Genomic DNA, 23,682 nt, shown 5'->3' on the forward strand with positions numbered 1-23,682 from the left:
GTGGTTGCCGGGTCGCACTCTCACACGCTATCCTGTTGACTGCACAGAAATATTGGCAAAGCGACACGGGGCTTTTTGCGCATCATGCCTGAGAGATTAGTATGACCTGCAGTGATTCCCCCGCAAGAGCCCGTTTCCTAACTTGAAGCCCGAGTCGGACATAGACAACAGCGATCTGACCCAGGCGGGTCCTGCCAGGCTGGCCCCGACGGGCGCCTGGGTCGCGCGCAATTCGCGGCATCTGGAAAAGCTCTCCGCCATCATGATCAAGGCCGCGCCCGCCAATACGGTGGTGGAATTCGACCTGTCCGGCGTCTCCCAGCTCGACACGCTCGGCGGTGTCGTCATCGAGAATATCCGGGCAGCCTTCGGTGCGCGCAACTCCACACTCGAGATCACCAACGCCACTAAAGAGCAGGCGATCCTGCTGGCGGAGATCGCGGCCCAGAACATCACAGCGCTCCCCCAGCCGCCGGAAGCGCATCATCTCATCGAGCTCCTGGCCGATCTCGGCCAATCCATGCGCCGGATCATGCATGACGCCGTGAACATGAACGCGTTCCTCGGCGAGACCATGCGCGCGATCGGGCGCCTGATCGCGGCGCGTACGCGCTTTCGCGGGGCCGCGGTGGTGAACCAGATCGAGCTGATCGGCCTGCGCGGCGTGCCGATCATCGCCCTGATCTCCTTTCTGGTCGGTGCCATCCTGTCCCAGCAGATGATCCTGCAGCTGAGCTATTATGGCGCACAGCTCTACGTGGTCCCCGCCCTGGCCGCGTTGATGTTCCGCGAGGTCGGCCTGTTGCTCGCAGCCATCATGGTGGCGGGGCGCTCGGGTTCGGCGATCACGGCCGAACTCGGCTCCATGAAGATGCGCGAGGAGATCGACGCCATGCACGTCATGGGCATCGATCCCATGGAGGTCCTGGTCATTCCGCGCATCCTCGCCTTGATCATAGCCCTGCCGATGCTGACGTTTCTGGCGGCAATGGCGGGTACATTCGGCGGCGCGTTGGTGGCCTGGGGGTATGGCGGCATCACGCCGACCACCTTTCTGCAGAATTTGCGAGATTCGATGACCATGCACACTTTCCTGGTCGGCCTGATCAAGGCGCCCGTCATGGCCCTGATGATCGGCATCACCGCCTGCATCGAAGGCTTCAAGGTGCAAGGATCGGCGGAATCGCTGGGACGTCAGACCACTGCCTCGGTGGTCAAGTCGATGTTCATCGTCATCGTGGTCGACGGCATCTTCGCCATGTTCTTCACTTCGATCAACTTCTGACCATGCCCCCCCCGATCCCCCCGGCCAGACCATCATCTCCGCCCGCGACGTGCGGGTGACCTTTGGCACCCGCTTCATCCTCGACGGCCTCAGCCTCGACGTCTATCGCGGCGAGATCCTCGGCGTCGTCGGCGCCTCGGGTACCGGCAAATCCGTGCTGATGCGCACCATCATCGGCCTGGCGCCACTCTATTCGGGCGAGATCGAGGTGTTCGGCCAGGACTATCTCGGCTTGCGCCCACGCGACCAGCAACGTATTGCCCGGCGCTGGGGGGTGCTGTTCCAGCAAGGCGCCCTGTTCTCCTCCCTGACAGTGAAGCAGAACATCCAGGTGCCGATGCGCGAATATCTCAAGCTCTCGCCCAAGCTCCTGGACGAGCTTGCCATGCTGAAGATCGCGCTGGTCGGGTTGAAGCCGGACGCCGCGGACAAAAGACCTTCCGAACTATCCGGCGGCATGATCAAGCGCGCGGCGCTAGCGCGCGCCCTCGCCCTCGATCCCGATCTGGTTTTTCTCGACGAACCAACCTCCGGCCTTGATCCCATCGGCGCCGGTGAATTCGACGAATTGATCGCCACGCTCAGGCAGACACTCGGCCTCACCGTCTATATGGTGACGCACGACCTCGACAGCCTCCACACCATCTGCGATCGCATCGTGGCGGTTGGCGAGGGCCGCGTGTTGGCTCAAGGCCCGATGGAGACCATGCTCGCTTCCGACCACCCCTGGCTGCGTGCCTATTTTCATGGCCCCCGAGCCCGCGCAGCCCTGGCGACTGCCAGCAATGGCGCCAAGAATCCGAGCTGAACATGGAAACACGCGCTCACAATGCCCTGATCGGCCTGTTCACCCTGGCAGTCGTCGCCGCGGCACTCGGCTTCGTGATCTGGTTCGCCCGTATCAGCGAGAGCCAGACCGTCAGGCGTTTCCAGGTGGATTTCGCCGGCTCCGTCACCGGCCTCACCGTCGGATCGAGCGTCACCTTCAATGGCATCCGGGTCGGACAGGTCGAAACGCTTGAGATCAACCCCAACAATCCCTCGGGTGTGATCGCCGTCATCAGCGTGCGCGACAAGACCCCGGTGAAAGTGGACACCTCGGCACGGCTGGAATTCACCGGCATCACTGGTGGCGCCAATATCCAGCTCTATGGTGGCAAGCCAGATACGGAGGATCTCAAACCCAAGGAAGGTCAGCAATATGCCGTGATCCAGGCCCAGCGCTCGGAATTGCAGAATCTGGTGGACGGCGCGCGCGACACCATCACCCAGGCAGCTTCGACCATGAACCGGCTGGATGGCTGGATCAGCCAAAACGAGGCCAACGCCACGGCGACCATCCAGAACGTCCAGACCTTCACCAAGGCGCTTGCCGACAATTCGGCCAATGTTTCCGAATTCCTGCACAGCACCGGCGAAGCCGCCAAGAGCATCAAGCGCGTGGCTGACAATCTCAACGGCATGTCATCCGACCTGCAGGCCTTGATCAAGGCGGTCTCGCCCGAGAAGATCGATCATATCGTCACCAATATATCTCAGGCGTCCGACCAGCTAACCGCCTTCACGCGGGCCTTCGACGCCGCCAAGGCGCAGGCTGCCGTCGACAATATTACCGCCTTCACCAAGACGCTGGCCGACAGCCGCGAGCCGCTGCAGGCCTTCGCCACCAACGCCTCCTCGTTGACGGCGCAGCTCAATGCGATGGCACCCAAGCTCGATGCGGGCCTCGAGAACATCAACCGCATCACCGCTGCGGTCGACAGCGCGAAGGTCAACCAGGTGGTCGACAATGTCGCCGCCTTCACCGGCGCGCTCGGCCAGAACGCCGACGAAATCACGGCCTTCGTCAAGGATGCCCGCAGGATTTCCGGTGACCTCGCGGCGATGACACCCAAGCTCGCAGCCGCCTTCGACAGCTTCAACAAGGTCGCGACCGCTATCGATCCGGCCAAGATCGATGACGTCGTCACCAATGTGAACAAGTTTGCCGCCACTCTCGGCGATTCCAGCACCCAGGTCCGCCAGGTCGTCGCCGACGCCGGCGAGATCTCCAAGAAGCTCAACCGCGCGGCCGATCAACTCGACGGCATCATGAAGAACATCACCGCCATGACTTCGGGCCAGGGCGGCCAGGGCATGTTCGCCGAGATCACCGAAGCAGCCAAAGCCATTCGCCAATTTGCCACCAATCTCGACGCCCGTACCGCGGCATTGGCGAAGAATCTCGATCAGTTCACCGGCGCCGGCCTGCGGGATTATCGGCAATTGGCCGTTGACGGGCAGAAGACCCTGCAAAACCTGCAGCGGACCCTCAACGGCCTGCAGCGCAATCCACAACAGCTGATCTTCGGGCCGAAATCGAATATCCCTGATTACAAGGGTAAATGATATGCGTGGTGCCAGTATGCGTTCCCTCTTCGACTCACTGCCCGCTCATTCGGCGAAGGCCCTAGTCCTGTCAGCAGCCCTGCTCGCCGGAGGATGCTCCACGCTGGCCGGCGCGCCGCCGCCCGCAACCTATGACCTCAGTGCTCCCCGGGATGTCGAAGCGCGCGGCAACAGCCGTGCCCAGATCATGGTCGCCGAGCCCACCGCCCTTCAGGCCATCAACAGCGACCGCATCCTGGTGCATAGCGCCAACAGCCAGATCTCCTATCTGCCCGGGGCCCAGTGGGCCGATCGCCTGCCCCTTCTGGTTCAGGCCCGCCTGATCCAGACCTTCGAGAACGCCCACCGCATCGGCACGGTGGGACGGCCTGACGACAAGTTCACGCCGGATGCCCTGCTGGTGACGGAACTGCGTGATTTCCAGATCGATACCGGCGCTTCGCCTATTGCCGTGGTGACTGTTGCCGCTCGCGTGGTCAGCCAGAAATCGGGGCGCATCGTCGCCGCCAATCTGTTTTCCGCCCGCGTCCCCGCCGCCGGCCTGAGCGGTCAGCAGGCTTCCGGCACTCTCGATCAGGCGTTGCGCAAAGTGCTGGTCGAGATTGTGGCCTGGACGACGAGCAAGGCATCCTTGGCTTCATAATTTAAGTTAAACTTCAATCGCAAACGATTGAAATAAAAAGATTATCCAAAAATCACCCAATACTCTGCCCACATCTCGCAACATGCGAGGGCAAGATTCAGCTGAACAGGGCCGCCTTCTTGATGAAAGGCATGGCCTCGATTTCGCCAAGGGTCACTCGGGGCGCGAGTTCCCGTGGCTGCGCTGCGGCGGCGGGCTTGTGTGCGACGACCATGACTTCGTGGTCGATCGTCGCCTCCGGCTCGAGCCTGAGAGGAGCGGTGAAGATCGACTGTTCCTCCTCCACAGGTTCCTCATCGATGAAGGTCACCAGGCCAGAGGGAGGCGCCGGCTCGAGCGCTTCCTCCACTACGGCCACCATATCGAGTACCTTGTCCTGATCGCCTTCCCCTGTCGAGAAACCGGCTGCGATTTCGCTCTTGCCTGAGATCGCAGCCCATTTGTCGAGACGATGCCGGGCTGTCTCCTCCCCGGCCGCCAATTCCTTGTGCCAGCGCTGGGTGGCAAGGTGATTGGCCGGCAAGATCAGTTCCTGGCGCGGCACGTCCAGCGTCAGCAGCGCCTCGGTTGCCTCCTCGTCGAGCTCAAGGATCGGAAAGAGTTCGCCAGGCTCCGCCTCACCGACGCCGGACGCGAAAACAACCTCGCTTTGCATCGTGGCAGCGGTCGGGACCTCGGGCTCAACCTGCTCGTCGGTGACCTGCGCGAACGAGACATCGGTGCTGTCCTGGCTCGCCAGTTCCGGCGGCAGTCCCAACGCTGCGATCTCGGTCGCCGCGAGTTCGAGCCTTTCCCAACCCCGATCGATTCCGGCGACTCCAGGCTCGGCGGCATCAGACCCGACTTCGGAATCGGCTTCGATGCCGTCGTCTATTGTTGATGCATCATTCTTGCCGAAAATCGGCGTCGACGTTTCGGAATGATGCTCCAGCCTCTCATCCGCCTCAATCGAACTCGGTTCGGGAGATGAAAATGCCACCGCCGCGGGGGCTGTTTCCTCGACTGTCAAGACAGGCTTGGAAGCGCCAATCCCCGGCTCACCTTGCACGGGCTCGGCAATCGTCCGGGGGGAAAGGTCGACCGCATCCGATCCGATTTGGGGCTCGGATACGTTGCCGTCGGTCATTATTGTCGCATCGTTTTTCCCGAAAATCGGCGCCCTCTTTTCGGCATGATGCTCCAGCGTTGTGGGCAAAGGTTGCGCTGACGCCGATGCCGCCTTGGAGGCGGCATCCACGGTCACCGGTGCCGATTGGGCGGCCGCGATTGCCTGCGCGATGTCGGCCATACCACGTGTAACCTCGTCGCGCGCATCCAGAGCTCCGGCGCTCTGGACAAAGCGTTCGAGACGGCGGATTGCCGTCAGCACGGCTTCGGTGTCGGCGTTGCGGTTGCGGCGAGCATATTCGGCCAGGAACCAGCGCCCCCGCGCTGTCTCCATCACGGCCGCTTCGATGGCGCCGTAATCCTCTTCGCTGAGCAGCGGTTCGGGCGAAAGCGATTGCATCAAATGGCCCTCGTCAACTGGCACAGGCGGGCGTAAGAGAATCAACGAATCGTCGTTCTCTTGATTCTTCCCCCATATAAGCCAAAGCGCCCGCCGGGAGCCAATCCTGAGCGGTGTTTTCCCCCGATGTCGCTGATTTCCTTCAAGGATTGGAGCGCCTCACGCAAATCTGCGATTGCAGCCAGCGTGACCTACGCTCTCTTGCTCGCCGGACCTGGCGTCTACACGCCCTTCTTTCCGCTCTGGCTGGTCGAGCGCGGCTTCAATGCCAGCGATATGGGCCTGCTTCTGGCCATCCCCATGCTGATGCGGGTGAGCTCGGCTCCCTTCGCCTGGATCGGCGATGGCCCGCTTGGCCCGCGCCGCACCTTTCTGTTCATGGTCTGCTGCGCGGCCTTCGGCTATGCCGGCCTCACCTTCGCCGAAAGCTTCACCGCGGTTGCCATCAATCTGGCCATCGCCTTTGCCTTCGTCGCCGCCACCACGCCTTTGCTCGACACCATCGTTCTCGGCGGCGTCAGCCTGCATGGCCATAAATATGGCCAGATCCGGCAATGGGGCTCACTCGCCTGGCTCGTCTCCGGCCTCACCGCCGGCCTGGTGCTGAAACATCTGCCGATCACTACCGTGCCGCCGATCCTGGCGATCCTGGCGGCGCTCACGGTTTTCGCGGGCCTGTCGCTACCGGACGACCGCAGCCGCGGCCGGCGGCTGATCATGCGCCCGGCGTCTGATGGGACATCGCCGCCGCTCCAGTTGATGATCGTCTTCGTCGCCGGCATCGCCTGCCTGCAGGGCGCTCACGCTTTTCTCTATAGCTTCGGCACGCTGATCTGGCAGGACCAGGGCTTTTCCTCCTTGCAGATCGGCGTGCTCTGGGCCATCGGCGTAGTGCTGGAGACCAGCATCTTCCTATTCGGGAGCAATATTGCCGGGCGGCTCGGTCCCTACCGGCTGATCCTGTTCGGTGGCGTCATCGGCATCATGCGCTGGATACTGCTGGGCCTTGCCCCCGCCAACGGCCTCGCCGTGGCGGGACTTCAGGCCCTGCACGGCTTTTCCTTCGCCTGCGTGCATCTGGCCACCATGGGCTGGGTCGCACGCTTTACGCGCAATCCCTCGGCGCGCCAGGGCGTGGTCGCCTCGGTCATCGGCATCGGCCTCACCCTCGGCACCGTGCTGTCGGGCGAGCTATATGGGCTGTTCTCGGCCCATGGCTATTTTGCCATGGCCCTGATCGCCATGATCGGCACCGGCCTGGTGGTCTTCGCCGGCGCGATCGAGCGCAAAGGAACTGATCGCCAAGGCGCTCAGCCCCAGAGCCCAGCCTCGGGCGGATAGACGGTGCTGCCGTCATAGCGCAGACCGGGCTCCCGGTCGCCGGCGAGCAATAGCGGTCCGTCGAGATCGACGACAACAGCCTGGCCAGCGAGCAGCAGTGCCGGCGCCATGGCCAGGGACGTACCGACCATGCAGCCGATCATCAAATCGAGGTCCAGGGAACGGGACTGCTCGGCCAGCGCGATGGCTTCGGTGAGGCCGCCCGCCTTGTCGAGCTTGATGTTGATGGCGTCATAACGCCCCTTGAGCCCCGGCAGCGATGCGCGATCATGCAAGGATTCATCGGCGCAAACGGGCACGATCCGCTCCACCTGCGCGAGGGCGCCGTCATCGCCGGCCGGCAAGGGTTGCTCGATCAGGGTGACGCCGGCTTGCGCACAGGCGCGCAGATTGGCAACCAGATTGTCGGCCCGCCAGCCTTCATTGGCATCGATGATCAATTGTGACCGCGGGGCATAGCGACGGACGGCGGCGATGCGCGCGGCGTCATCGGTGGTGCCGAGCTTGACCTTGAGCAAAGGCCGATGGGCTGCCTTGGCCGCGGCCTCCGCCATCGCCTCCGGCTCGCCCAGCGAAATCGTATAAGCCGTGGTCACCGGGCCGGGCTCGGTCAGGCCCGCCATGCGCCAGGCCGGCTTGCCGGCAAGCTTGGCCTCCAGATCCCACAAGGCGCAGTCAATGGCGTTGCGGGCAGCGCCGGCCGGAACGAGATCCTGGAGAGCGGCACGCGACAGTCCGGCCTCGATCGCCGGACGCCGTGCCTCGATGGCCTGAACCACGCCTTCCACCGTTTCGCCATAGCGTGCATAGGGCACGCATTCGCCGCGTCCTAACAGGCCATCACGGGCGATCTCCACGACGACCACAACGGCCTCGGTCTTGGATCCACGGGCGATGGTGAAGACATTGGCGAGCGGCCAGCGCTCGACGGCGAGGGAAAGACGCGTGGCCATGGTGAGCGTCAGGCCTGCTTCTCGGGGGTGTTCACGATCAAACCATCGAGATTGTCGCGAACGCGGATCTGGCAGGAAAGCCTGGAGGTCGGGCGCACGTCGAAGGCAAAGTCCAGCATGTCTTCCTCCATCGGCTCGGGTTCACCGACCAGAGGCATGAAGGCCTCGTCGACATAGACATGGCAGGTGGCACAGGCGCAGGCTCCGCCGCATTCGGCCACGATGCCCGGAATGCCGTTGCGGATCGCCGCTTCCATCACCGTCGAGCCCGGCTCGGCCTCAACTTCCCGGCCTGCACCGGTGTGATCTCGGAATATGATTTTGACCATCGTCCATCTCAGCTTTCTGACAAGCGTTCTATATAGAGCGCATTGGCAAGGTTCCAGTCCGACACTGTCCGGATCGCTCCCGAACCGCGCTTTCCGGACGCGCCACTTTTGGCTCGCGCCATCTCAAACCCGGTAAAATCTCGAATTTGCCTCATTTTCGCGCGATTTCGACGTGGTAAAAAAGTCGTTAACGATGCTGCTGGAAAGCGTGCCGAAGCGGTTCCCATTCCCCTCCGTGCAGGATAGGATTTCAAGCTGGCAGCATTGTCCTTCGCATAGGCGGACCGATGCGAAACCCATTTCGCCTGAAATGGGGGGCTGAAACAGGTGCAGCGAATTCAGCCTGGGGTCGTCCGGATCCCAGGCGGGCGGCGTTGAATTGAGTAGCGTGAGGCGGATTATGGCGAACAAATCGAAGATGCAGGATCCGGCGGACGCCGCCCTGTCTGCAATCGAGGAAGCACTCAATCTGAGCACAGCTGCTTCACAAACGCCCGATAAGGAACCCGCGCAGCTTCCCAAGGCCGACGAGGGCTTCAACTTCGAGGTGGAGCCCGAGCCACAGGAGCCGCCTGCCGTTGCGCCTCGCACCGAAGACAAGCCTGCCGACCGCCCGCTCGCCCGCGAACCTCGCTCGCCCGCCAATGATGACCGCGCCAATGTCGGCCAATTGCTGCAGGCTCTCCAGCGCCGCCCTTCGCGCATGCCTTATTGGACCGCTCTCGCCCTCTCAGCTGCCTGGCTCGCCGGTGGCGCCCTGCTGCTTAGCCTCCTCGGCAATCTCACGGCGTCAAACCTGTTCCAGACCTCGACCTATCAGGCCAATCCCGGCCTGGCTCTCGGCATTCTCGCCGTGGTGTTGCCGCCCTTCTTCTTCTTTGCCGTGGCGGGCTTGGTCTGGCGCGCTCAGGAAATGCGTTTCGTCACCCGGTCGATGACGCAGGTCGCCCTGCGCCTGGCGGAGCCTGAAGGTGCCGCAGCAGAGGCCGTCACCTCCGTCGGCCAGGCCATTCGCCGCGAGGTCGCGGCCATGGGCGACGGCATCGATCGCGCTCTTGCCCGCGCCAGCGAACTCGAGATCATGGTGCACAACGAGGTCTCGATGCTCGAGCGCTCCTATACGGAGAGCGAGCAGCGCATTCGCTCGCTGGTGGAGGATCTCTCGACCCAGCGCGAAGCCATCGTCGGCAATGCCGACCGGGTGCGTTCGGCGATCGTCGTCGCGCATGACGACCTGACCCTGGCGCTCGGCTCGGTTGCCGGCCGCATCTCCTCAGAGGTCTCCGAGGCCGGCCTGCAGGTTATGCGCTCTTTCGGCGAGCGCGGCAGCCAGCTTACCTCGGAACTCGCCAAGGTTGGCGATCATATGGTCGGCGCCATGGCCGATCGCGGCAATTCGCTGATCGACCGCATGACGACGACCGCCCAGGACGTCAACAAGTCGCTGTCGAGCTCGTCCGAGCAGGTGACGGAACAGCTCAACCGCCGCGTCTCCGAGATCACCGAACACCTCACATCGACCTCCAACCAGGTCAACGAGAACTTCGCCACCCGCGCCAACGAGATCAGCAGCACGCTGTCCTCGCGCGCCCTGGAGCTCAACGAGACCCTGACCACCAGCAGCCAGCGCATTGTCGACGATATCGTCGAACGCGGCACCGCGGTGAACGACACGCTGGTGCGCACCGGATCCGGCCTGACCAATGCCTTCGCCGAGGGCACCGACGTGGTGGTCAGTTCCATCCGTGACACCGGCGCCAAGATGGTCGAGCAGATCATCGGCTCCGTGGCCGACGTCAACAGCACGCTGCGCTCGACGGGCGACGCTATTCTCGGCGACCTGCAGAGCCGCGGCATGGATGTCGCCGGCAAGCTCGAGAACACGGCCACCCAGATCGCCGAGATCATCACGACGCGTGGCGGCGACCTTGCCGACCGGCTCACCCAGACCGGCGAGCGCATCCACGAATCCATCGTGGTCGGCGGCGGCGACATCGATCGCCGGCTGGCGGCGACGGGCCAGGCCATCGTGGCCAATATCGAAAAACGCAGCACCGAAACCGAGGTCGCGGTCGCCGCGTCCGCACAGCGCCTGCAGGCCGTGCTGGAAGAGGAAGGCACGCAGCTTTCCACCCGCATCAGCACAGCTGCCCGCGACGCCTCCGGCATTCTCGCCATTGGCGGCGACACGCTGACCCGCGTCATCGGCGAGCGCAGCGCCGCCGCCGTCTCGCAGATCAATTTCGGCGTATCGCGGCTCGAGAACACCGTCGAAACCCAGACCAATGCCTTCGGCAAGGCTCTGGCCGAACGTCTCGATAACCATGAGAAGCGCAGCCAGGAGATCGCCGACGGCCTGCATTCGCGCCTCGACGAGCGCCTGTCGGGCCTGGAGGCGCGCAGCCTCGACCATGCCCAGAAGGTGCATTCGGCCCTCGACGACACGCTCAAGGGCTTCGACGCCCGCTTCGCCGAAAGCGCCGGCACCATCCATACCGGGCTCGACACCCGCATGTCCGAGTTCGAGCATCGCTTCAAATCGCTCTCCACCCTCGCCCATGCCGATCTCGACCGGCGTCTGGGCGAGTTCGAGGTGCGCTTCGCCACCAATATCCAGAACAACCGTTCGGGCCTCGACGACACGCTCAAGGGCTTCGAGCAGCGCTTCAACGCCAATGCCGAACAGGCGCACGGCGCCCTCAGCCAGCGCCTGGGCGATTTCGAGCAGCGCTTCGGCACCAATGCCGAAGATATCCACGCTTCGCTCAACCAGCGTCTCGGCGATTTCGAGAAGCGTTTCGGCTCGGGCGCCGACAGCATCCATGCCTCGCTCAGCCAGCGCCTCGGCGAATTCGAGCAACGCTTCAGCGCCGGTGCCGAGGATATTCACGCGTCGCTCAACCAGCGTCTCGGCGATTTCGAGAAGCGTTTCGGCTCGGGCGCCGATAGCATCCATGCCTCGCTCAGCCAGCGCCTCGGCGAGTTCGAGCAGCGTTTCAGCGCCGGTGCCGAGGACATCCACACCACGCTCAATCAGCGTCTGGGCGATTTCGAGAAGCGTTTCGGCTCGGGTGCCGACAGCATCCACGCTTCGCTCAGCCAACGCCTCGGCGAATTCGAGCAGCGCTTCAGCGCCGGTGCCGAGGATATCCACACCACGCTCAACCAGCGTCTGGGCGAGTTCGAGCAACGCTTCGGCGCCGGTGCCGACGACATCCATGCCGCCCTCGGCCAACGCCTCGGCGATTTCGAGCAGCGCTTCGTGTCGGGTGCGGGGGACATCCAGAGCACCCTTTCGCAGCGTCTGGGCGATTTCGAGCAGCGCTTCATGTCGGGCGCCGGCGATATCCAGACAGCTCTCGCCCAGCGCATGAGTGAGTTCGAGCTACGCTTCGGCTCTGGCGCCCAGGGGATCGAGACCACACTCAACCAGCATCTGGGCGAGTTCGAGAAGCGTTTCGGCTCCAGCGCACGCGACATCCAGGCAACGCTCAGCCGCGAACTGGGTGGCTTCGAACAGCGCTTCGGCGCCAGCACCGATCAGGCGCAGGCCGCGATCGAGCAGCGTATCAGCGAATTCGAGCAGCGTTTCGGCGCCAGCGCGGATCAGGTCCAGGCCTCGGTCGACAAGCGACTGGGCGAGTTCGAACTGCGTTTCGGCTCCAGTGCCAATGGTGCTCAGTCCGCTCTCGACAAGCGCCTGGGCGAATTCGAAGAGCGCTTCGGCGCCAGCGCCGAGAATGCGCATGGCGTGATCGACAATCGCCTCAGCCAGTTCGAGCAGTATTTCGCCGGCAGCGCCAATGATGCCCATGCCTTGCTCGATACCCGCCTGAACGATTTCGAGCGTCGCTTCCAGTTGATGGCCTCGACGGCGGCCTCGAATTTCGAGAACCGGATCAGCGACTTCCAGGCCAGCTTCAGCGATACGCTGCAAGCCAACCAGGCCGATCTCGCCGCCCGTCTCGGCGACTTCCAGAGCCGCTTCAACGGCGATGTGCAGAACACCCAGGCCGCGCTCGACGACAGTCTGGCCGCCTTCGAGATGCGCTTCGCCAGCAACACGGCCCTGGTGCGCTCCTCGCTCGACCAGCGCTTCGGCTCGTTCGAGACGCACTTCCTCAACAACTCCTCCGCCTTGCAGGATGCGCTCGACGAGCGCCTGGTTACGCTGCAGGCGCAGGTCGCGGCCAATACCGACGTCATTCATGGCGCGATTGCCGACAAGCTCAGCACTTTCGAGACCAAGTTCCAGTCGAACGCGACCACCATCCACGCCACGCTGGACAATCAGCTCAAGGTCTTCGAGCAAGGCATGAGCCAGCGCATCGGCGAGGTGAACCAGTCATTGGAACGCCAGATTGCCGAGCTCGACGATATCGTCAGCAACCGCGGCCATGCCCTCGCCGCCCGTATCGGCGACGATTCCCGGGCTCTCAGCGACGACCTCGCCCAGAAGCTGCTCGGCTTCGAGAGCTCTATCCGCCTGCACGGCACCCGCCTTACCGATCAGGTGCAGGGCCACACGGCCCATGCAGCCGAACTGCTCGGCGGCAAGCTCGAGGCTTTCGATGCCCGTTTCGGCACCCACACGGCCTCCGTCGCACATACGCTGGAAGAGAAGCTGGCGGCGCTCGATGGGCAACTGGCCGATTTGGATGACCGCCTGACCACCAAGGCGAGCGACGTCGCCCAGACTATCGAAGGCCGCCTCGCCCGGATCGATCAGGGCCTGGACAGCCGGGCCCGGTCGCTCAACGAGACCCTGGCGACCCGCACGCTCGAACTCGCCAAGCTGCTTGGCGAAGGCGGCAAGGAAGTCGGTGCCACGCTGGAAGCCAAGGCCCGCGAGGCCAGCGACCTGCTCGACGGCCGCGCCGCCGCTATCGGCAGCGTGCTCGACAACCGTGCTTCCCAGATCAGCGATCTCCTGGATGGCCGAAGCAGTGCCATCGACGAGTTGCTGGGGGGCCGCGCCACGCAGATCAGCACCCTCATCGACGAGCGGACCCAGGCGATCGGCACCCTGCTCGACGGGCGGGCCCGCGAGATCACCTCGCTCATCGACGGCCGCAGCGCCACGATCACCGACACCCTGTCACGCCGCGCTGACGACATCGTCGTGGCGCTCGGCAACAAGGGTACCGATCTGACCGAAACACTTAGCGCTCGCGCCGAGGACCTCACCTCGCATATCGACAGCCGCTCTTCGCTGATGAGCAATGACCTGACGGTCAAGGCCGCCGAGATCGCAGCCCAGTTCGACAGCAAAACCACCGCCATCGCGGACACGCTGTCCAGCAAGGTCAGCGAAATCGATCGCGCCCTCGGCACGCGCGCCGACGACATCGCGCATGCCCTCGACTCGCGGATCACCCGCTTCGAGCAGGACGTTCTCGGCCGCCTCGCCGATCTCTCGGACGCCCTCGACTCGCGCGGACTGCATATCGCCGACACGCTCAGCGAGAGAGTACAGAACGTCTCGGTCGATCTCCTGCAGAATGTCGCCTCTGTCGACGCGACGCTCAGCCGCCTGTCCGGCGACGTCAGCGCCAAGCTCGGCGAGCGTGCGGACGAGATCAATGCCTTGCTCGATACCCGCACCAACGCCATGGCGGGCCTGCTCAGCGAGCGTGGTCAGCAGTTGATCGACACGCTGAACCAGATCTCGGGCGATGTCAGCACCCAATTGCGTGACAAGACCAGCGCCCTCGCCAGCCTGCTGGGCGCCCGCTCCGGCGAGATCGCCAGGATTCTCGACGAGCGCGGCCAGTTCCTGGTCGAGACGCTGTCCACGCGCAGCACCAGCATGTCCAGCGAACTCGGCGATATCGCCCAGACGGTGGCCAAGGCGCTCGACGAGCGGGCAGGCGAGCTTGCCGACCTGATCGGCAAGAAGGGCGGCGACCTGGTCGAGGCCCTCTCGACCAAGCGTTCCGAACTGAGCCAGGCGTTGGAGGCCTCTTCGCTGGCCCTCTCCTCCTCCATCGAAACCAAGGCCAGCCAGGCGATCGGTGACCTCGGCTCGCTGCAGGCACGACTGCGTGAGGAAATCAGCGGACTGCTGGATCGGGTCGCCGGCACCAACACCGCCCTGCACGAGTCGCTCGACAGTTCCACCAAGGCACTCGATGCCATCGAGGGAGGCCTGGCCGGTCGCATGCGCGATTTCCAGTCGACCATGCTGAGCCTGGCCGATCAGACCAGCGGCGCGACCGATCGTGTCGGCGATCAGGTCTCCACGCTGCGCGACCTTGCCTCTCACGTCATCAGCGATGTCGGCACCATGGCCGACCGCCTGGAGGAACAAAGCAATCACCTCACCAGCGCCGCTGCAGTCCTGACCGATACGCAGACGCGTGTCGACCAGGCTCTCGATGAACGTCGCGCCACCCTGGAGGCCCTGGTCACCACTGTGGGCGGCAAGGTCGAGGCAATGGAAGCGATGATGAAATCCTTCGCCGAGGTGATCGAGGAAAAGCTCGCCAATGCCGAAAGCAAGGCGCGCCAGACCAGTGGCCTGCTCGCCGATAACGCCAACACCACGGCGCAGGCCATTGCGGATCAGTTTGAACTCATCCGTGCCACTACCGGCAAGGAGCGCGATCGCACCTCCACCGCCCTCAAGTCGACCTATGAGCAGGCAGTGCAGGAAATCTCCGGCCTGTTCGGCAACGCCACCGAGCGTTTTGCCGAAGTGGCCCAGGAGATGCGTGGCATGACCCAGACCGTGAAGCAGGAGCTGGAAGCCACCCGCTCCGAGCTCAAGCGCGGCCTGCTGGAGATCCCGAAGGAGACGTCGGACTCCACCGCCACCATGCGCCGCGTCGTGGCCGAGCAGATCCAGGCCCTGAACGACCTCGCCGATATCGTCAGCCGCTCCAGCCGCTCGCTCGATATCGCCGAGCCGACGGACCGGCCGATCCCTGCCCCACTCCGGTTGCGCGAGCGCGCCGAGGTGACACCCGAAACCCCTGCCCGCCGGACGGAAATGCCGCGCGCCGGCACGCTGCCCCCGGTGCCCGACCTGAAGCCGGCTGCTCCGGCTCGCGGAACCGCCGTGGCAGCACCTGCCTCGCGAGGCGAGCGGCGCGGCACTGGCTGGCTCTCGGAAGTGCTGGCGCGCGCCTCGCGTGACGAGCCCGAAGCGGCCCCCCAGGCCAACACGCCGGCGGTCATGGCATCCTCCCTCGACACGCTCTCGGTCGACATCGCCAAGATGGTCGAACATGACGCTGTCGCCGAGGTCTGGGATCGCTACCGTCGCGGCGAGCGCAACGCCTTCTCGCGCCGGCTCTACACACTGCAGGGCCAGCAGGCCTTCGAGGAAATCCGCCGGCGCTATCGCCGCGATGCGGAGTTCCAGGCGACGGTGGACCGCTATGTCCAGGAGTTCGAGCAGCTCATTGCCGAAGTGGACCGCGAGGACCGCAGCGGCAACATGGCAAGGACCTATCTCACCGCCGATTCCGGCAAGGTCTATACAATCCTGGCGCATGCGGCCGGCAAGCTCACCTGAGCACCGCCGGCAACCGGCCGTCCGCAACCGTTTGGTTGAGAATGAAAAAGGCCCCGAGTTTTCGGGGCCTTTTTCCTTGGGCCGACGACATTGCTGCCGCGCCGAACCCGCGCTTGCGCGGAAGCCTTGTACCGCTATTGTCAGTCAATTATTTGCCAACCTGCCAAAAGCCTGGCGTTTCAGTGAGACGTTCCCGATGGGCGACGCCCTGTTTCATCAATTCCATGCCTTGCTCGCCGTCTACATGGTCTACACCATCGCGGTAGCCAGCCCCGGTCCGAGCAACATGGCCATCATGGGCGTGGCCATGGGACGGGGGCGCCTGCCGGCGCTGGTGCTGGCAGCCGGCATCATGACGGGCTCGATGATCTGGGCCGTGCTGGCGGCCACCGGTGTTTCCACCCTTCTCGCCGCCTATGCCAATGCCCTCACCGCCATCAAGATCGGCGGCGGCCTCTATCTCCTCTATCTGGCGATCAAATCGGCTCGTTCCGCCCTCAAGGCCGGCCAGGATGAGGCAAGGCAAGAACGTGGCCCGATCGATTATCGCCAGCTCTATTGGCGTGGCCTGATGCTGCATCTGACCAATCCGAAGTCGATCCTTGCCTGGATCGCCATCATGTCGCTCGGCCTCAAGTCGGACGCCCCTGGGCATACAGCCTTGGCGATCATCGCCGGCTGTGCGGTGATCGGACTGACCACCTTCGGCGGTTATGCCCTGATCTTTTCCGCCCGGCCCATGGTTCGCCTCTATCAGAGGGCGCGGCGCTGGATCGAAGCCACGCTGGCGCTGTTTTTCGGCTTCGCCGGTATCCGCCTGCTGCTGTCGCGGGTATGAGGTATTGCGATTCGGATGGGGTCGTGGCCGCGACCAATCTGCATTGAGTTTGACTTGCTGGCCCATCATTGCGAGCTCAATACTGGCCGGTATTACCGGCCTTGGGATCAGGCCGGCAGCCTGGCCTGCCCTTGCTTGACAGCTCCGGACGGCGCGGGCGTGGTCTTGGCCCGGCCGCAGGCCTCCACCACATTGGCGACGAATTGGCGGGCGCAAGCGTCCCAGGAATATTTCAGCGCCTCTGCACGCGCATCGGCGGGCTTGAGCTCGAGACACGCCAGCGCCGCCCGAGCGAGGTCGTTGTCGAGGATGCCCGTTTTGCCGGTGCTGATCACGTCGATCGGCCCCGTCACCGGAAAGGCTGCCACCGGCAGGCCGCTGGCCATCGCTTCGAGCAGGACGATGCCGAATGTGTCGGTCAGGCTCGGAAACACGAAGACATCCGCCGAAGCATAGGCCTTTGCCAGGTCCTCTCCCTCCAGCATGCCGGCGAAGTGCACGTCCGGATAGCGTGAGCGCAGCATCTCCAAGGCCGGGCCGCTCCCCACCACCACTTTCGAACCAGGCAGCTCGAGACCGAGAAAGGCCTCGATGTTCTTCTCGACCGCAACCCGCCCGACATAGAGGAAGATGGGTCCGGGCAGGTCGAAAACGCGCACGGGCCTGGGCCTGTACAATTCCGCATCGACCCCTCGCGACCAGCGCATCAGCCGCTTGAAGCCGCGACCAGCCAGTTCACGCTCCAGGGCCGGGGTGGAGACCATGGTACCCGCTCCGGCATTGTGGAAACGCCGGATCCAACGATAGCTCCAGTCGAGCGGCACCGGGACACGCGCGGCGAGATATTCAGGAAAACGGGTGTGATAGCTGGTGGTGAAGGGGCGGCCCTTCTTCAGGCAGACCCGGCGGGTGAGCAGGCCGATCGGCCCCTCGGTGGCGATATGGACATAGTCCGGCTTCTCGGCCTCGATATGCCTTTCGATGGCGCCGAGCGGCGGCATGGCAAGCCGAATCTCCGGATAGGAGGGCATCGGCACCGACCAGAAGCGGTCCGGCGCCAGGAATTCTATCTCAACGCCCTGACGCGAGGCTGCCGCAGCCGTCTGTTCCAGGGACCGGACAACGCCGTTGACCTGCGGGCGCCAGGCGTCGGTGGCAATCAGGATCTTCACGGGACCGGCTCAGGCGGCACGCTGAGGGACCAGCGTCTCGCCTTGGAGTTCCGGCGGCTTGTTGGCCTGACGAACGAGTTCGCTCCAGCGCACCAGTTCGAAACGACCATCGAAATGCTCGACGATAGCCGTGCAGCTTTCGACCCAATCGCCGGAGTTGATGTAGGTGACGCCATCGAGATCGCGTAGCGTGGCGTGATGGATGTGGCCGCAGATGACCCCGTCGCAGTTCAGCCGCTTGGCTTCCTTGGCCAGGGTCTCTTCGAAATGGCCGATGAAACTGACGGCGTTCTTCACCTTGAGCTTGGCCCAGGCGGACAGCGACCAATAGGACAGGCCGAGGCGCCGGCGAATGGCGTTCAGCCAGGTATTGACACCCAAGGCCGTGACATAGGCCCAGTCGCCAAGCAAGGCCAGCCACTTGGCGTGGCGCACCACCACGTCGAAGGCATCGCCATGCATCACCAGATAGCGCTTGCCGTCAGCAGCCACGTGCACTGTCTGCTCGATCACCTCGATGCCACCGAAATGATGCCCGGGGAAATCACGCAAGAACTCGTCGTGATTACCGGGAATATAGACCATGCGCGCGCCCTTGCGGGCCTTGCGCAGCAGCTTCTGCACCACATCGTTATGCGCCTGCGGCCAGTACCAACCACTTTTCAGCTGCCAGGCGTCGACAATGTCGCCGACCAGATAGATCGTCTCGGCGTCATAGGCGCGCAGGAAGTCGAGCAGCATATCGGCCTGACAACCACGCGTCCCAAGATGCACATCCGAGATAAAGAGCGCTCGATAGCGCGTGCCTTCGCTTTCGCTGTTCATGGCACCATCCTCAACCGGCCCAAAACGTATCGTCGAAACAAGCAAGAGAGCATAGAGCGCTTGCTTTGATGCGCTTTGCTGCAGACATCAGCGAAATCGACGACGCATCCTGATTGTCACAAACACGATTCAGTTCATGGTTTTATGACAGGCGATATGTCCGATGGGACATCGATGCTCTTTCGTCCCCTTTTCTCTTACGGCGTCTTGCGCGGAGGCTGAATCACCTCAAATGGCATAGACGCTCCGAAACAAAGAACTAGAGCAAACAAGCGTTCACTCATGAACGCCCCCTACTCTAGTGATAGGCGACCCACAGCACGACGGCACCGAGCAAGATGCGGTAGATGGTGAAAGGCCAGGTCGAAAAGCGCTCGAGGATACGCATCAGCCCCCACAGGGCCGCGAAGGACGAAATCGTTCCGACCACCAGGCCGACCAGCAAGATCAGCCAGCCCTCCGTGGAGAGGTGAGCCCGCAAAAGCGTGGTGATTTCGTGCAGGCCGGCCAAGGCAATGGCGGGAATGCCGAGAAGGAAGGAAAAGCGCGCGGCCTCATCCCGCGAGAAGCCGCGAAACAGCGAGGCGGTCAGGGTCGAGCCGGACCGGGACACACCGGGGATCAGCGCGCCGACCTGCGCAAGCCCGACGATCAGGGCATCGCGCAACCGCATGTCTTCGACCCTGCGCCCATGACGGGCCATGAGTTCCGCCGCGGCGAGCAGGCCGCCCATGACAAGGCAGGCAAAACCGATCACCGGCAGGGCGCGCAAGGGGCTGTCGCACCGGTTGAGAAGTGGTGCAAGCAGCAAGCCAGCCACCACGATCGGGATAGTGCCCAGCACCACGCCCACCGCCAGGCGAAATTTCGGCGACATCCAATCCCCTGTCCGCACGGCCGCCAGCGATCCGCTGGTGATCGATCGGATATCCCTCCAGAAATAACTGACCACGGCGCACAAGGCCGCAAGTTGCATGGCCGCGGAGAAGGCTGATCCCGGATCCTGCCAACCAAGAAGGGCCGGCACCAGTCTCATATGGGCCGTCGAGGAAATCGGCATCAGCTCGGTGATACCCTGGACGACGCCGAGGAAAGCGACCTTTGCCACCCCCAAAGTCATAAAGCCTGTGTCGACGCCTTCGGTGCAAGCGCCACTCATTCCACACCTCAAGGATTGCGCCCGGCCCAGCACGCACTCCCACAGAGCTTTCGATCGCGGCAACTTTGCGGCAGACCATCGCCGCCAAATGAATTTGCCAGGCAATGAATGGGACGGGGCCGTCGCGGCTGCGACGATCGCCAAGATTAAATCGGACACAACTTCGGCTTGTACCCTTGAAGCCGCCCCTCGCCACCCCCAATTGCTCGATTGCTGGGTTGCAACATGGGAGAGGATAATGACCTCTTGTTCTACACGTAGCCGCTGGCATCCGCTGCATGTCGTGGCGGTGATCGCCGGGTTTCTGATCTGGTGGCCGCTCGGCCTGGCGGCGCTGGCCTATTTCATCTGGGGCGACCGTTTCCCTAGGGAAAAGGTACGTGAGGGCTTCGAGCGAGCCAAGGCCGAATTCGCCGGTTTCGGCCGCGATCAGCGTAGCTATGCCGGCCATGGCTGGTCAGCCACGGGCAATGCCGCTTTCGACGACTATCGCCGCGAGACGCTGCGACGCCTGGAAGAGGAACGTCGACGCCTCGAGGAAGAAGGCCGCGCCTTCGGCGAATTCGTCACCAATCTGCGCCGCGCCCGCGACAAGGAAGAGTTCGATCGCTTCATGGCCGAGCGCAACACCGCTCGCAACGGCGGCGACAGCCATTCCGCCTGATAGGCCAGGCGTCCTTTCCACGAATAATGACGAGGCCCGCGCAGCTCGATCTGCGCGGGCTTTCTTATTGCCGGGTGCGCAGGCATCTTGCCCATAGGCGCTAACTTTTGCGAATGGAGGCGCAGGTAGCGTGGAGGGTCGATCTCCACAGCTCCATCAATTGATGGAGCGAGATCGACCACCTTTGTCCTCTATCTGGCTCCACATTTCCAAGATGGTCGATCTGGAGATCGACCCTCCAATCTGGTGCCACCACCCAAAGGTAGCGCTCATAGGCTGGAAGCCTGCTCTTGGAAGGGCACCATTGGAAGAAGGAAGAGTGGGCAAGACGCCAGCGCACCCGTGAAACAATCACGCGCATTTCTCAGACAATACTTGCGATAGGTCCCCTCGTTCGGGCATGATCCGCCCCGGCCGGTCGAGGGTGCACGCCCGATACAGACCGGCCTTCATGATCGATGATTTCAAGGACAGCCCGAAGGGCTGCAGCTCTCGACCAAAGGACTCCACTATGAAGCTGGTACGGTATGGCAAGCCGGGCTCGGAAAAGCCCGGCCTGATCGATGCGGATGGCAAGATCAGGGACTTGTCGGCGCATATCGCCGATTGGAAGGGCGATGCCCTGTCTCCACAGTCTTTGGCCCGGATCGCCGCTCTCTCGCCAGCCTCGCTGCCGGAAGTCACCGGCAATCCTCGCCTGGGCTCCTGCGTCGGCCAGCCCGGCAACTTCATCGCAGTCGGCCTGAACTATGCCGACCACGCCGCCGAGAGCAACATGCCGATCCCCCAGGAGCCGGTGCTGTTCAACAAGGCACCGTCCTGCGTGGTCGGCCCCAATGACGATGTCGTCATTCCGCGCGGCTCGGAGAAGACGGACTGGGAAGTGGAGCTTGCCATCATCATCGGCAGCCGTGCTTCCTATGTCGAGGAGAAGGATGCCCTCTCCTACGTCGCCGGCTATGCCGTCTGCAACGACGTCTCCGAGCGCGCCTATCAGATCGAGCGCTCCGGCCAATGGATGAAGGGCAAGGGCTGCCCGACCTTCGGTCCGCTCGGCCCCTGGCTGGTCACGCCCGACGAGGTCGGCGACGTGCAGAACCTTTCGATGTGGCTCGATGTCGACGGCCAGCGTGTGCAGACCGGCTCGACCAAGACGATGATCTTCGGTGTCGCCCACATCGTGCACTACATCTCGCAGTTCCTGATCCTGGAACCCGGCGACGTCATCACCACCGGCACGCCTCCGGGCGTCGGCATGGGCATGAAGCCGCCACGCTACCTCAAGCCCGGTAATGTCATGACGCTCGGCATCGAGAAGCTCGGCGATCAGCGCCAGACCACCGTGGCCTGGAGCGCCTGAGACTTTTCAACCGGCTAGAAGAAATGCCCGGCGCCCTTCGCTGCCCGACAAGACGAAGAGTGCCGGGATGTCAAAGCCGTAAACTGCAGCACGACGCAAAAAAGCCTTCGCGCCGGTTGGACCCTGCGCGAAGGCTTTTTATTGACGTACCCGTGTCTTACTTGAAGATACCCGGCCGGTTGGGTTCGCTCGGATCATCCCAGCGATAGGTCAAGCTGGCCGAGACGATGTCGACCGAGGCGTCGACATTGCCAAAGAAGCGAACCGGTACCCGCGGGTTCCAATGCGTATTGTTGGGATCGAGCTTGATATCTCCGTTCACCGCAAACAGGTGCGAGTAGGCAAAATCGACCGATAGCTTGTTGTTGATCTTGTAGCCAAGGCCAACCGACGCATGGATACGATCGCTGTCGGGCAGACGCACGTCGCGATTGCGATCCGAAATCGGAGACCACTCATAGCCGAGGCCCGCGCGCAGCGTCAGTTCCGGGCTCCAGGAATACTCCGCACCGATGGAAGCAAAATAGCCATCGTCATATTGAAACGGCAAGCTGGTGACCTGTTGGCCTGCCGCTACACTCGATTTTCCGATAACCGGAATTACGCCAAGATTGCTCCATTTCGTCCATTCAAAGCCCGCCGAGAGCGTAAGGTCAGGCGTCACGGTCTGCCGGATGCCGATTGTGATCTGGTCCGGTAGGGTCAGGTCGGCGTTTACCTTGTACCGGCCAGCCGGCAATCCGGTTCCCGCAGGAAGATCTATAGTGCCGTCCAAATCTTGCTTAACGGAAGAACGGTAGCCAATGCCGATTACCGTTCCTTCCATAGGCGTGATCATGACGCCCGCCGTTAGGCCGTAGCCCCAACTATCACCTTTCAGGATGGCATTGGATGGGCCAGGAAACGGCGCCGAAGTAAGGCGTGTCTTGAAATACATTGCCTGAAAGCCGAGGCCAACTGAAAGCCAATCCGTCACTTTATAGGCGATGGTCGGATTGACGTCGAAAGACATGACCTTCGAACTACGCCCGTAAGTCTGGGCCGGCGACCCATAAGGATTCTTGGTAACCAAGCCGAAAGGCGTGTTGGTGGCAAGGCCGATCCACAGGCGATCGTTGACCTGATAAGAGGTATATCCCGCTGCGATTATGCCATCTTGGCCGATGTCGCCAAACGATGCCCTACCAGGCAAGGTCGTTCCGGTCGTCGGCGTGATGTCGACTTGAGGGAAAATGCCGCTCACCGACCACTGGGACTGCCAGCCGGGGATGGCGGTCATCGTGGCAGGGTTCCAATACATGGAGCTGAGACCGCCCGATCCCGCCGCGACACCTGCAAAGCCCTGGCCAAGACCAATCGTGCTCTGCTCGCGTAGGGCGAAAGAGCCGGCATAGGCCTGGCTCGCCGTAAGCGAAATGCCGGCCATGAGCAGGAATGCGAGTTGGGTCTTTCTTTGCATTCGTTCCCCCATATCATTACCCGCCGTTAGGGCAGGTCTGGCTGTGTAATCTCAGCCGCCTTTTGCTTTTGTCAGACCACGAGCAAGTAAGCACTGCTTGCGGATGGCTCATTAGAACTCATGATTCTTCGTACCAGAATATTGACCCCTTCGTAACGGCCAACGCCGCCGTTTCATCGCGATTCTGTCACGCCGATGTCTCAATTCAGCAAGGTTGTTGCGTTCCTGTAACAGTGGGTT

16 protein-coding genes are annotated in these 23,682 nt (G+C 63.1%); 9 read left to right on the top strand and 7 right to left on the bottom strand.

The annotated features are described in order from the left end of the window. Window positions 1-142: 142 nt before the first annotated feature. From ACR9ZN_RS12265 to ACR9ZN_RS12280, 4 genes are read left to right on the top strand one after another with little or no spacing between them, the layout of a single operon-like run. Complete coding sequence (locus ACR9ZN_RS12265; RefSeq protein WP_441773964.1) at window positions 143-1,285, top strand: MlaE family ABC transporter permease; 1,143 nt, start codon at window positions 143-145, stop codon at window positions 1,283-1,285. Window positions 1,286-1,316: 31 nt separating this feature from the next. Continuing rightward, complete coding sequence (locus tag ACR9ZN_RS12270) at window positions 1,317-2,093, top strand: ABC transporter ATP-binding protein (RefSeq protein WP_481274351.1); 777 nt, start codon at window positions 1,317-1,319, stop codon at window positions 2,091-2,093. A gap of 2 nt (window positions 2,094-2,095) precedes the next feature. Next, window positions 2,096-3,673, top strand: a complete 1,578-nt coding sequence (locus ACR9ZN_RS12275) for an MlaD family protein (RefSeq protein ID WP_481272340.1) — start codon at window positions 2,096-2,098, stop codon at window positions 3,671-3,673. Between the two features lies 1 nt (window position 3,674). Beyond that, on the top strand, window positions 3,675-4,316 hold the full coding sequence (locus tag ACR9ZN_RS12280) for an ABC-type transport auxiliary lipoprotein family protein (RefSeq protein WP_481272341.1): 642 nt from the start codon (window positions 3,675-3,677) through the stop codon (window positions 4,314-4,316). Between the two features lie 97 nt (window positions 4,317-4,413). Here ACR9ZN_RS12280 and ACR9ZN_RS12285 read toward each other — a convergent pair whose 3' ends face one another. Continuing rightward, window positions 4,414-5,823 (bottom strand): hypothetical protein, encoded by a 1,410-nt coding sequence (locus ACR9ZN_RS12285; protein WP_481272342.1) that lies wholly within the window; start codon window positions 5,821-5,823, stop codon window positions 4,414-4,416. 126 nt (window positions 5,824-5,949) lie between these two features. On the opposite strand from ACR9ZN_RS12285, the gene ACR9ZN_RS12290 reads away from it, so the two are divergent. Continuing rightward, window positions 5,950-7,164, top strand: coding sequence for an MFS transporter (locus tag ACR9ZN_RS12290; RefSeq protein WP_481272343.1), 1,215 nt, complete (start codon window positions 5,950-5,952; stop codon window positions 7,162-7,164). Here the strand turns inward: ACR9ZN_RS12290 and dgcA are convergent. Both dgcA and ACR9ZN_RS12300 read right to left on the bottom strand, forming a co-directional pair. Then, window positions 7,134-8,117, bottom strand: a complete 984-nt coding sequence (gene dgcA / locus ACR9ZN_RS12295) for an N-acetyl-D-Glu racemase DgcA (protein ID WP_454814164.1) — start codon at window positions 8,115-8,117, stop codon at window positions 7,134-7,136. The two genes, ACR9ZN_RS12290 and dgcA, sit on opposite strands and share 31 nt — an antisense overlap. A gap of 8 nt (window positions 8,118-8,125) precedes the next feature. Further along, window positions 8,126-8,446, bottom strand: a complete 321-nt coding sequence (locus tag ACR9ZN_RS12300) for a 2Fe-2S iron-sulfur cluster-binding protein (RefSeq protein ID WP_434956733.1) — start codon at window positions 8,444-8,446, stop codon at window positions 8,126-8,128. Between the two features lie 400 nt (window positions 8,447-8,846). Between ACR9ZN_RS12300 and ACR9ZN_RS12305 the strand changes: the two genes are divergently transcribed. Beyond that, window positions 8,847-15,965: an apolipoprotein A-IV repeat region-like domain-containing protein gene (locus tag ACR9ZN_RS12305; RefSeq protein WP_481272344.1), complete on the top strand. Its 7,119-nt coding sequence runs from the start codon at window positions 8,847-8,849 to the stop codon at window positions 15,963-15,965. 196 nt (window positions 15,966-16,161) lie between these two features. Beyond that, window positions 16,162-16,803 carry a LysE family translocator gene (locus ACR9ZN_RS12310; protein ID WP_481272345.1) on the top strand — a complete coding sequence of 214 codons (642 nt, stop codon included), beginning with the start codon at window positions 16,162-16,164 and terminating at the stop codon, window positions 16,801-16,803. A gap of 107 nt (window positions 16,804-16,910) precedes the next feature. Here the strand turns inward: ACR9ZN_RS12310 and ACR9ZN_RS12315 are convergent, their stop codons facing one another. The 3 genes from ACR9ZN_RS12315 to ACR9ZN_RS12325 all read right to left on the bottom strand — a co-directional run bounded on the left by ACR9ZN_RS12315 (window position 16,911) and on the right by ACR9ZN_RS12325 (window position 19,959). Further along, window positions 16,911-17,975, bottom strand: coding sequence for a glycosyltransferase family 4 protein (locus ACR9ZN_RS12315; protein ID WP_454814167.1), 1,065 nt, complete (start codon window positions 17,973-17,975; stop codon window positions 16,911-16,913). Window positions 17,976-17,984: 9 nt separating this feature from the next. Continuing rightward, the gene (locus tag ACR9ZN_RS12320) at window positions 17,985-18,800 is read right to left on the bottom strand and encodes a UDP-2,3-diacylglucosamine diphosphatase (protein ID WP_434956737.1); all 816 of its coding nucleotides are present in this window, start codon (window positions 18,798-18,800) and stop codon (window positions 17,985-17,987) included. A gap of 298 nt (window positions 18,801-19,098) precedes the next feature. Next, a complete protein-coding gene (locus ACR9ZN_RS12325) occupies window positions 19,099-19,959 on the bottom strand; it encodes an undecaprenyl-diphosphate phosphatase (protein WP_454814168.1) in 861 nt (286 codons plus the stop codon). Between the two features lie 238 nt (window positions 19,960-20,197). Between ACR9ZN_RS12325 and ACR9ZN_RS12330 the strand changes: the two genes are divergently transcribed. Further along, entirely contained in the window at window positions 20,198-20,623 is a 426-nt protein-coding gene (locus ACR9ZN_RS12330; protein ID WP_481272346.1) for a DUF2852 domain-containing protein, read from the top strand. A gap of 511 nt (window positions 20,624-21,134) precedes the next feature. Further along, on the top strand, window positions 21,135-21,983 hold the full coding sequence (locus ACR9ZN_RS12335) for a fumarylacetoacetate hydrolase family protein (protein WP_441773954.1): 849 nt from the start codon (window positions 21,135-21,137) through the stop codon (window positions 21,981-21,983). A gap of 157 nt (window positions 21,984-22,140) precedes the next feature. Here ACR9ZN_RS12335 and ACR9ZN_RS12340 read toward each other — a convergent pair whose 3' ends face one another. After that, entirely contained in the window at window positions 22,141-23,442 is a 1,302-nt protein-coding gene (locus ACR9ZN_RS12340) for an OmpP1/FadL family transporter (protein ID WP_481272347.1), read from the bottom strand. Between the last annotated feature and the right edge of the window lie 240 nt (window positions 23,443-23,682).

The sequence above is a fragment of the Labrys sp. HAY1-8F genome (genome assembly GCF_056754975.1).

Excerpts from the sequence above, each read along its gene's own strand:
- ACR9ZN_RS12275 (WP_481272340.1), top strand. The coding sequence starts at position 2,096 with ATGGAAACACGCGCTCACAATGCCCTGATCGGCCTGTTCACCCTGGCA.
- ACR9ZN_RS12280 (WP_481272341.1), top strand. The coding sequence starts at position 3,675 with ATGCGTGGTGCCAGTATGCGTTCCCTCTTCGACTCACTGCCCGCTCAT.
- ACR9ZN_RS12285 (WP_481272342.1), bottom strand. The coding sequence starts at position 5,823 with ATGCAATCGCTTTCGCCCGAACCGCTGCTCAGCGAAGAGGATTACGGC.
- ACR9ZN_RS12290 (WP_481272343.1), top strand. The coding sequence starts at position 5,950 with ATGTCGCTGATTTCCTTCAAGGATTGGAGCGCCTCACGCAAATCTGCG.
- dgcA (WP_454814164.1), bottom strand. The coding sequence starts at position 8,117 with ATGGCCACGCGTCTTTCCCTCGCCGTCGAGCGCTGGCCGCTCGCCAAT.
- ACR9ZN_RS12300 (WP_434956733.1), bottom strand. The coding sequence starts at position 8,446 with ATGGTCAAAATCATATTCCGAGATCACACCGGTGCAGGCCGGGAAGTT.
- ACR9ZN_RS12305 (WP_481272344.1), top strand. The coding sequence starts at position 8,847 with ATGGCGAACAAATCGAAGATGCAGGATCCGGCGGACGCCGCCCTGTCT.
- ACR9ZN_RS12310 (WP_481272345.1), top strand. The coding sequence starts at position 16,162 with ATGGGCGACGCCCTGTTTCATCAATTCCATGCCTTGCTCGCCGTCTAC.
- ACR9ZN_RS12320 (WP_434956737.1), bottom strand. The coding sequence starts at position 18,800 with ATGAACAGCGAAAGCGAAGGCACGCGCTATCGAGCGCTCTTTATCTCG.
- ACR9ZN_RS12325 (WP_454814168.1), bottom strand. The coding sequence starts at position 19,959 with ATGAGTGGCGCTTGCACCGAAGGCGTCGACACAGGCTTTATGACTTTG.
- ACR9ZN_RS12330 (WP_481272346.1), top strand. The coding sequence starts at position 20,198 with ATGACCTCTTGTTCTACACGTAGCCGCTGGCATCCGCTGCATGTCGTG.
- ACR9ZN_RS12335 (WP_441773954.1), top strand. The coding sequence starts at position 21,135 with ATGAAGCTGGTACGGTATGGCAAGCCGGGCTCGGAAAAGCCCGGCCTG.
- ACR9ZN_RS12340 (WP_481272347.1), bottom strand. The coding sequence starts at position 23,442 with ATGCAAAGAAAGACCCAACTCGCATTCCTGCTCATGGCCGGCATTTCG.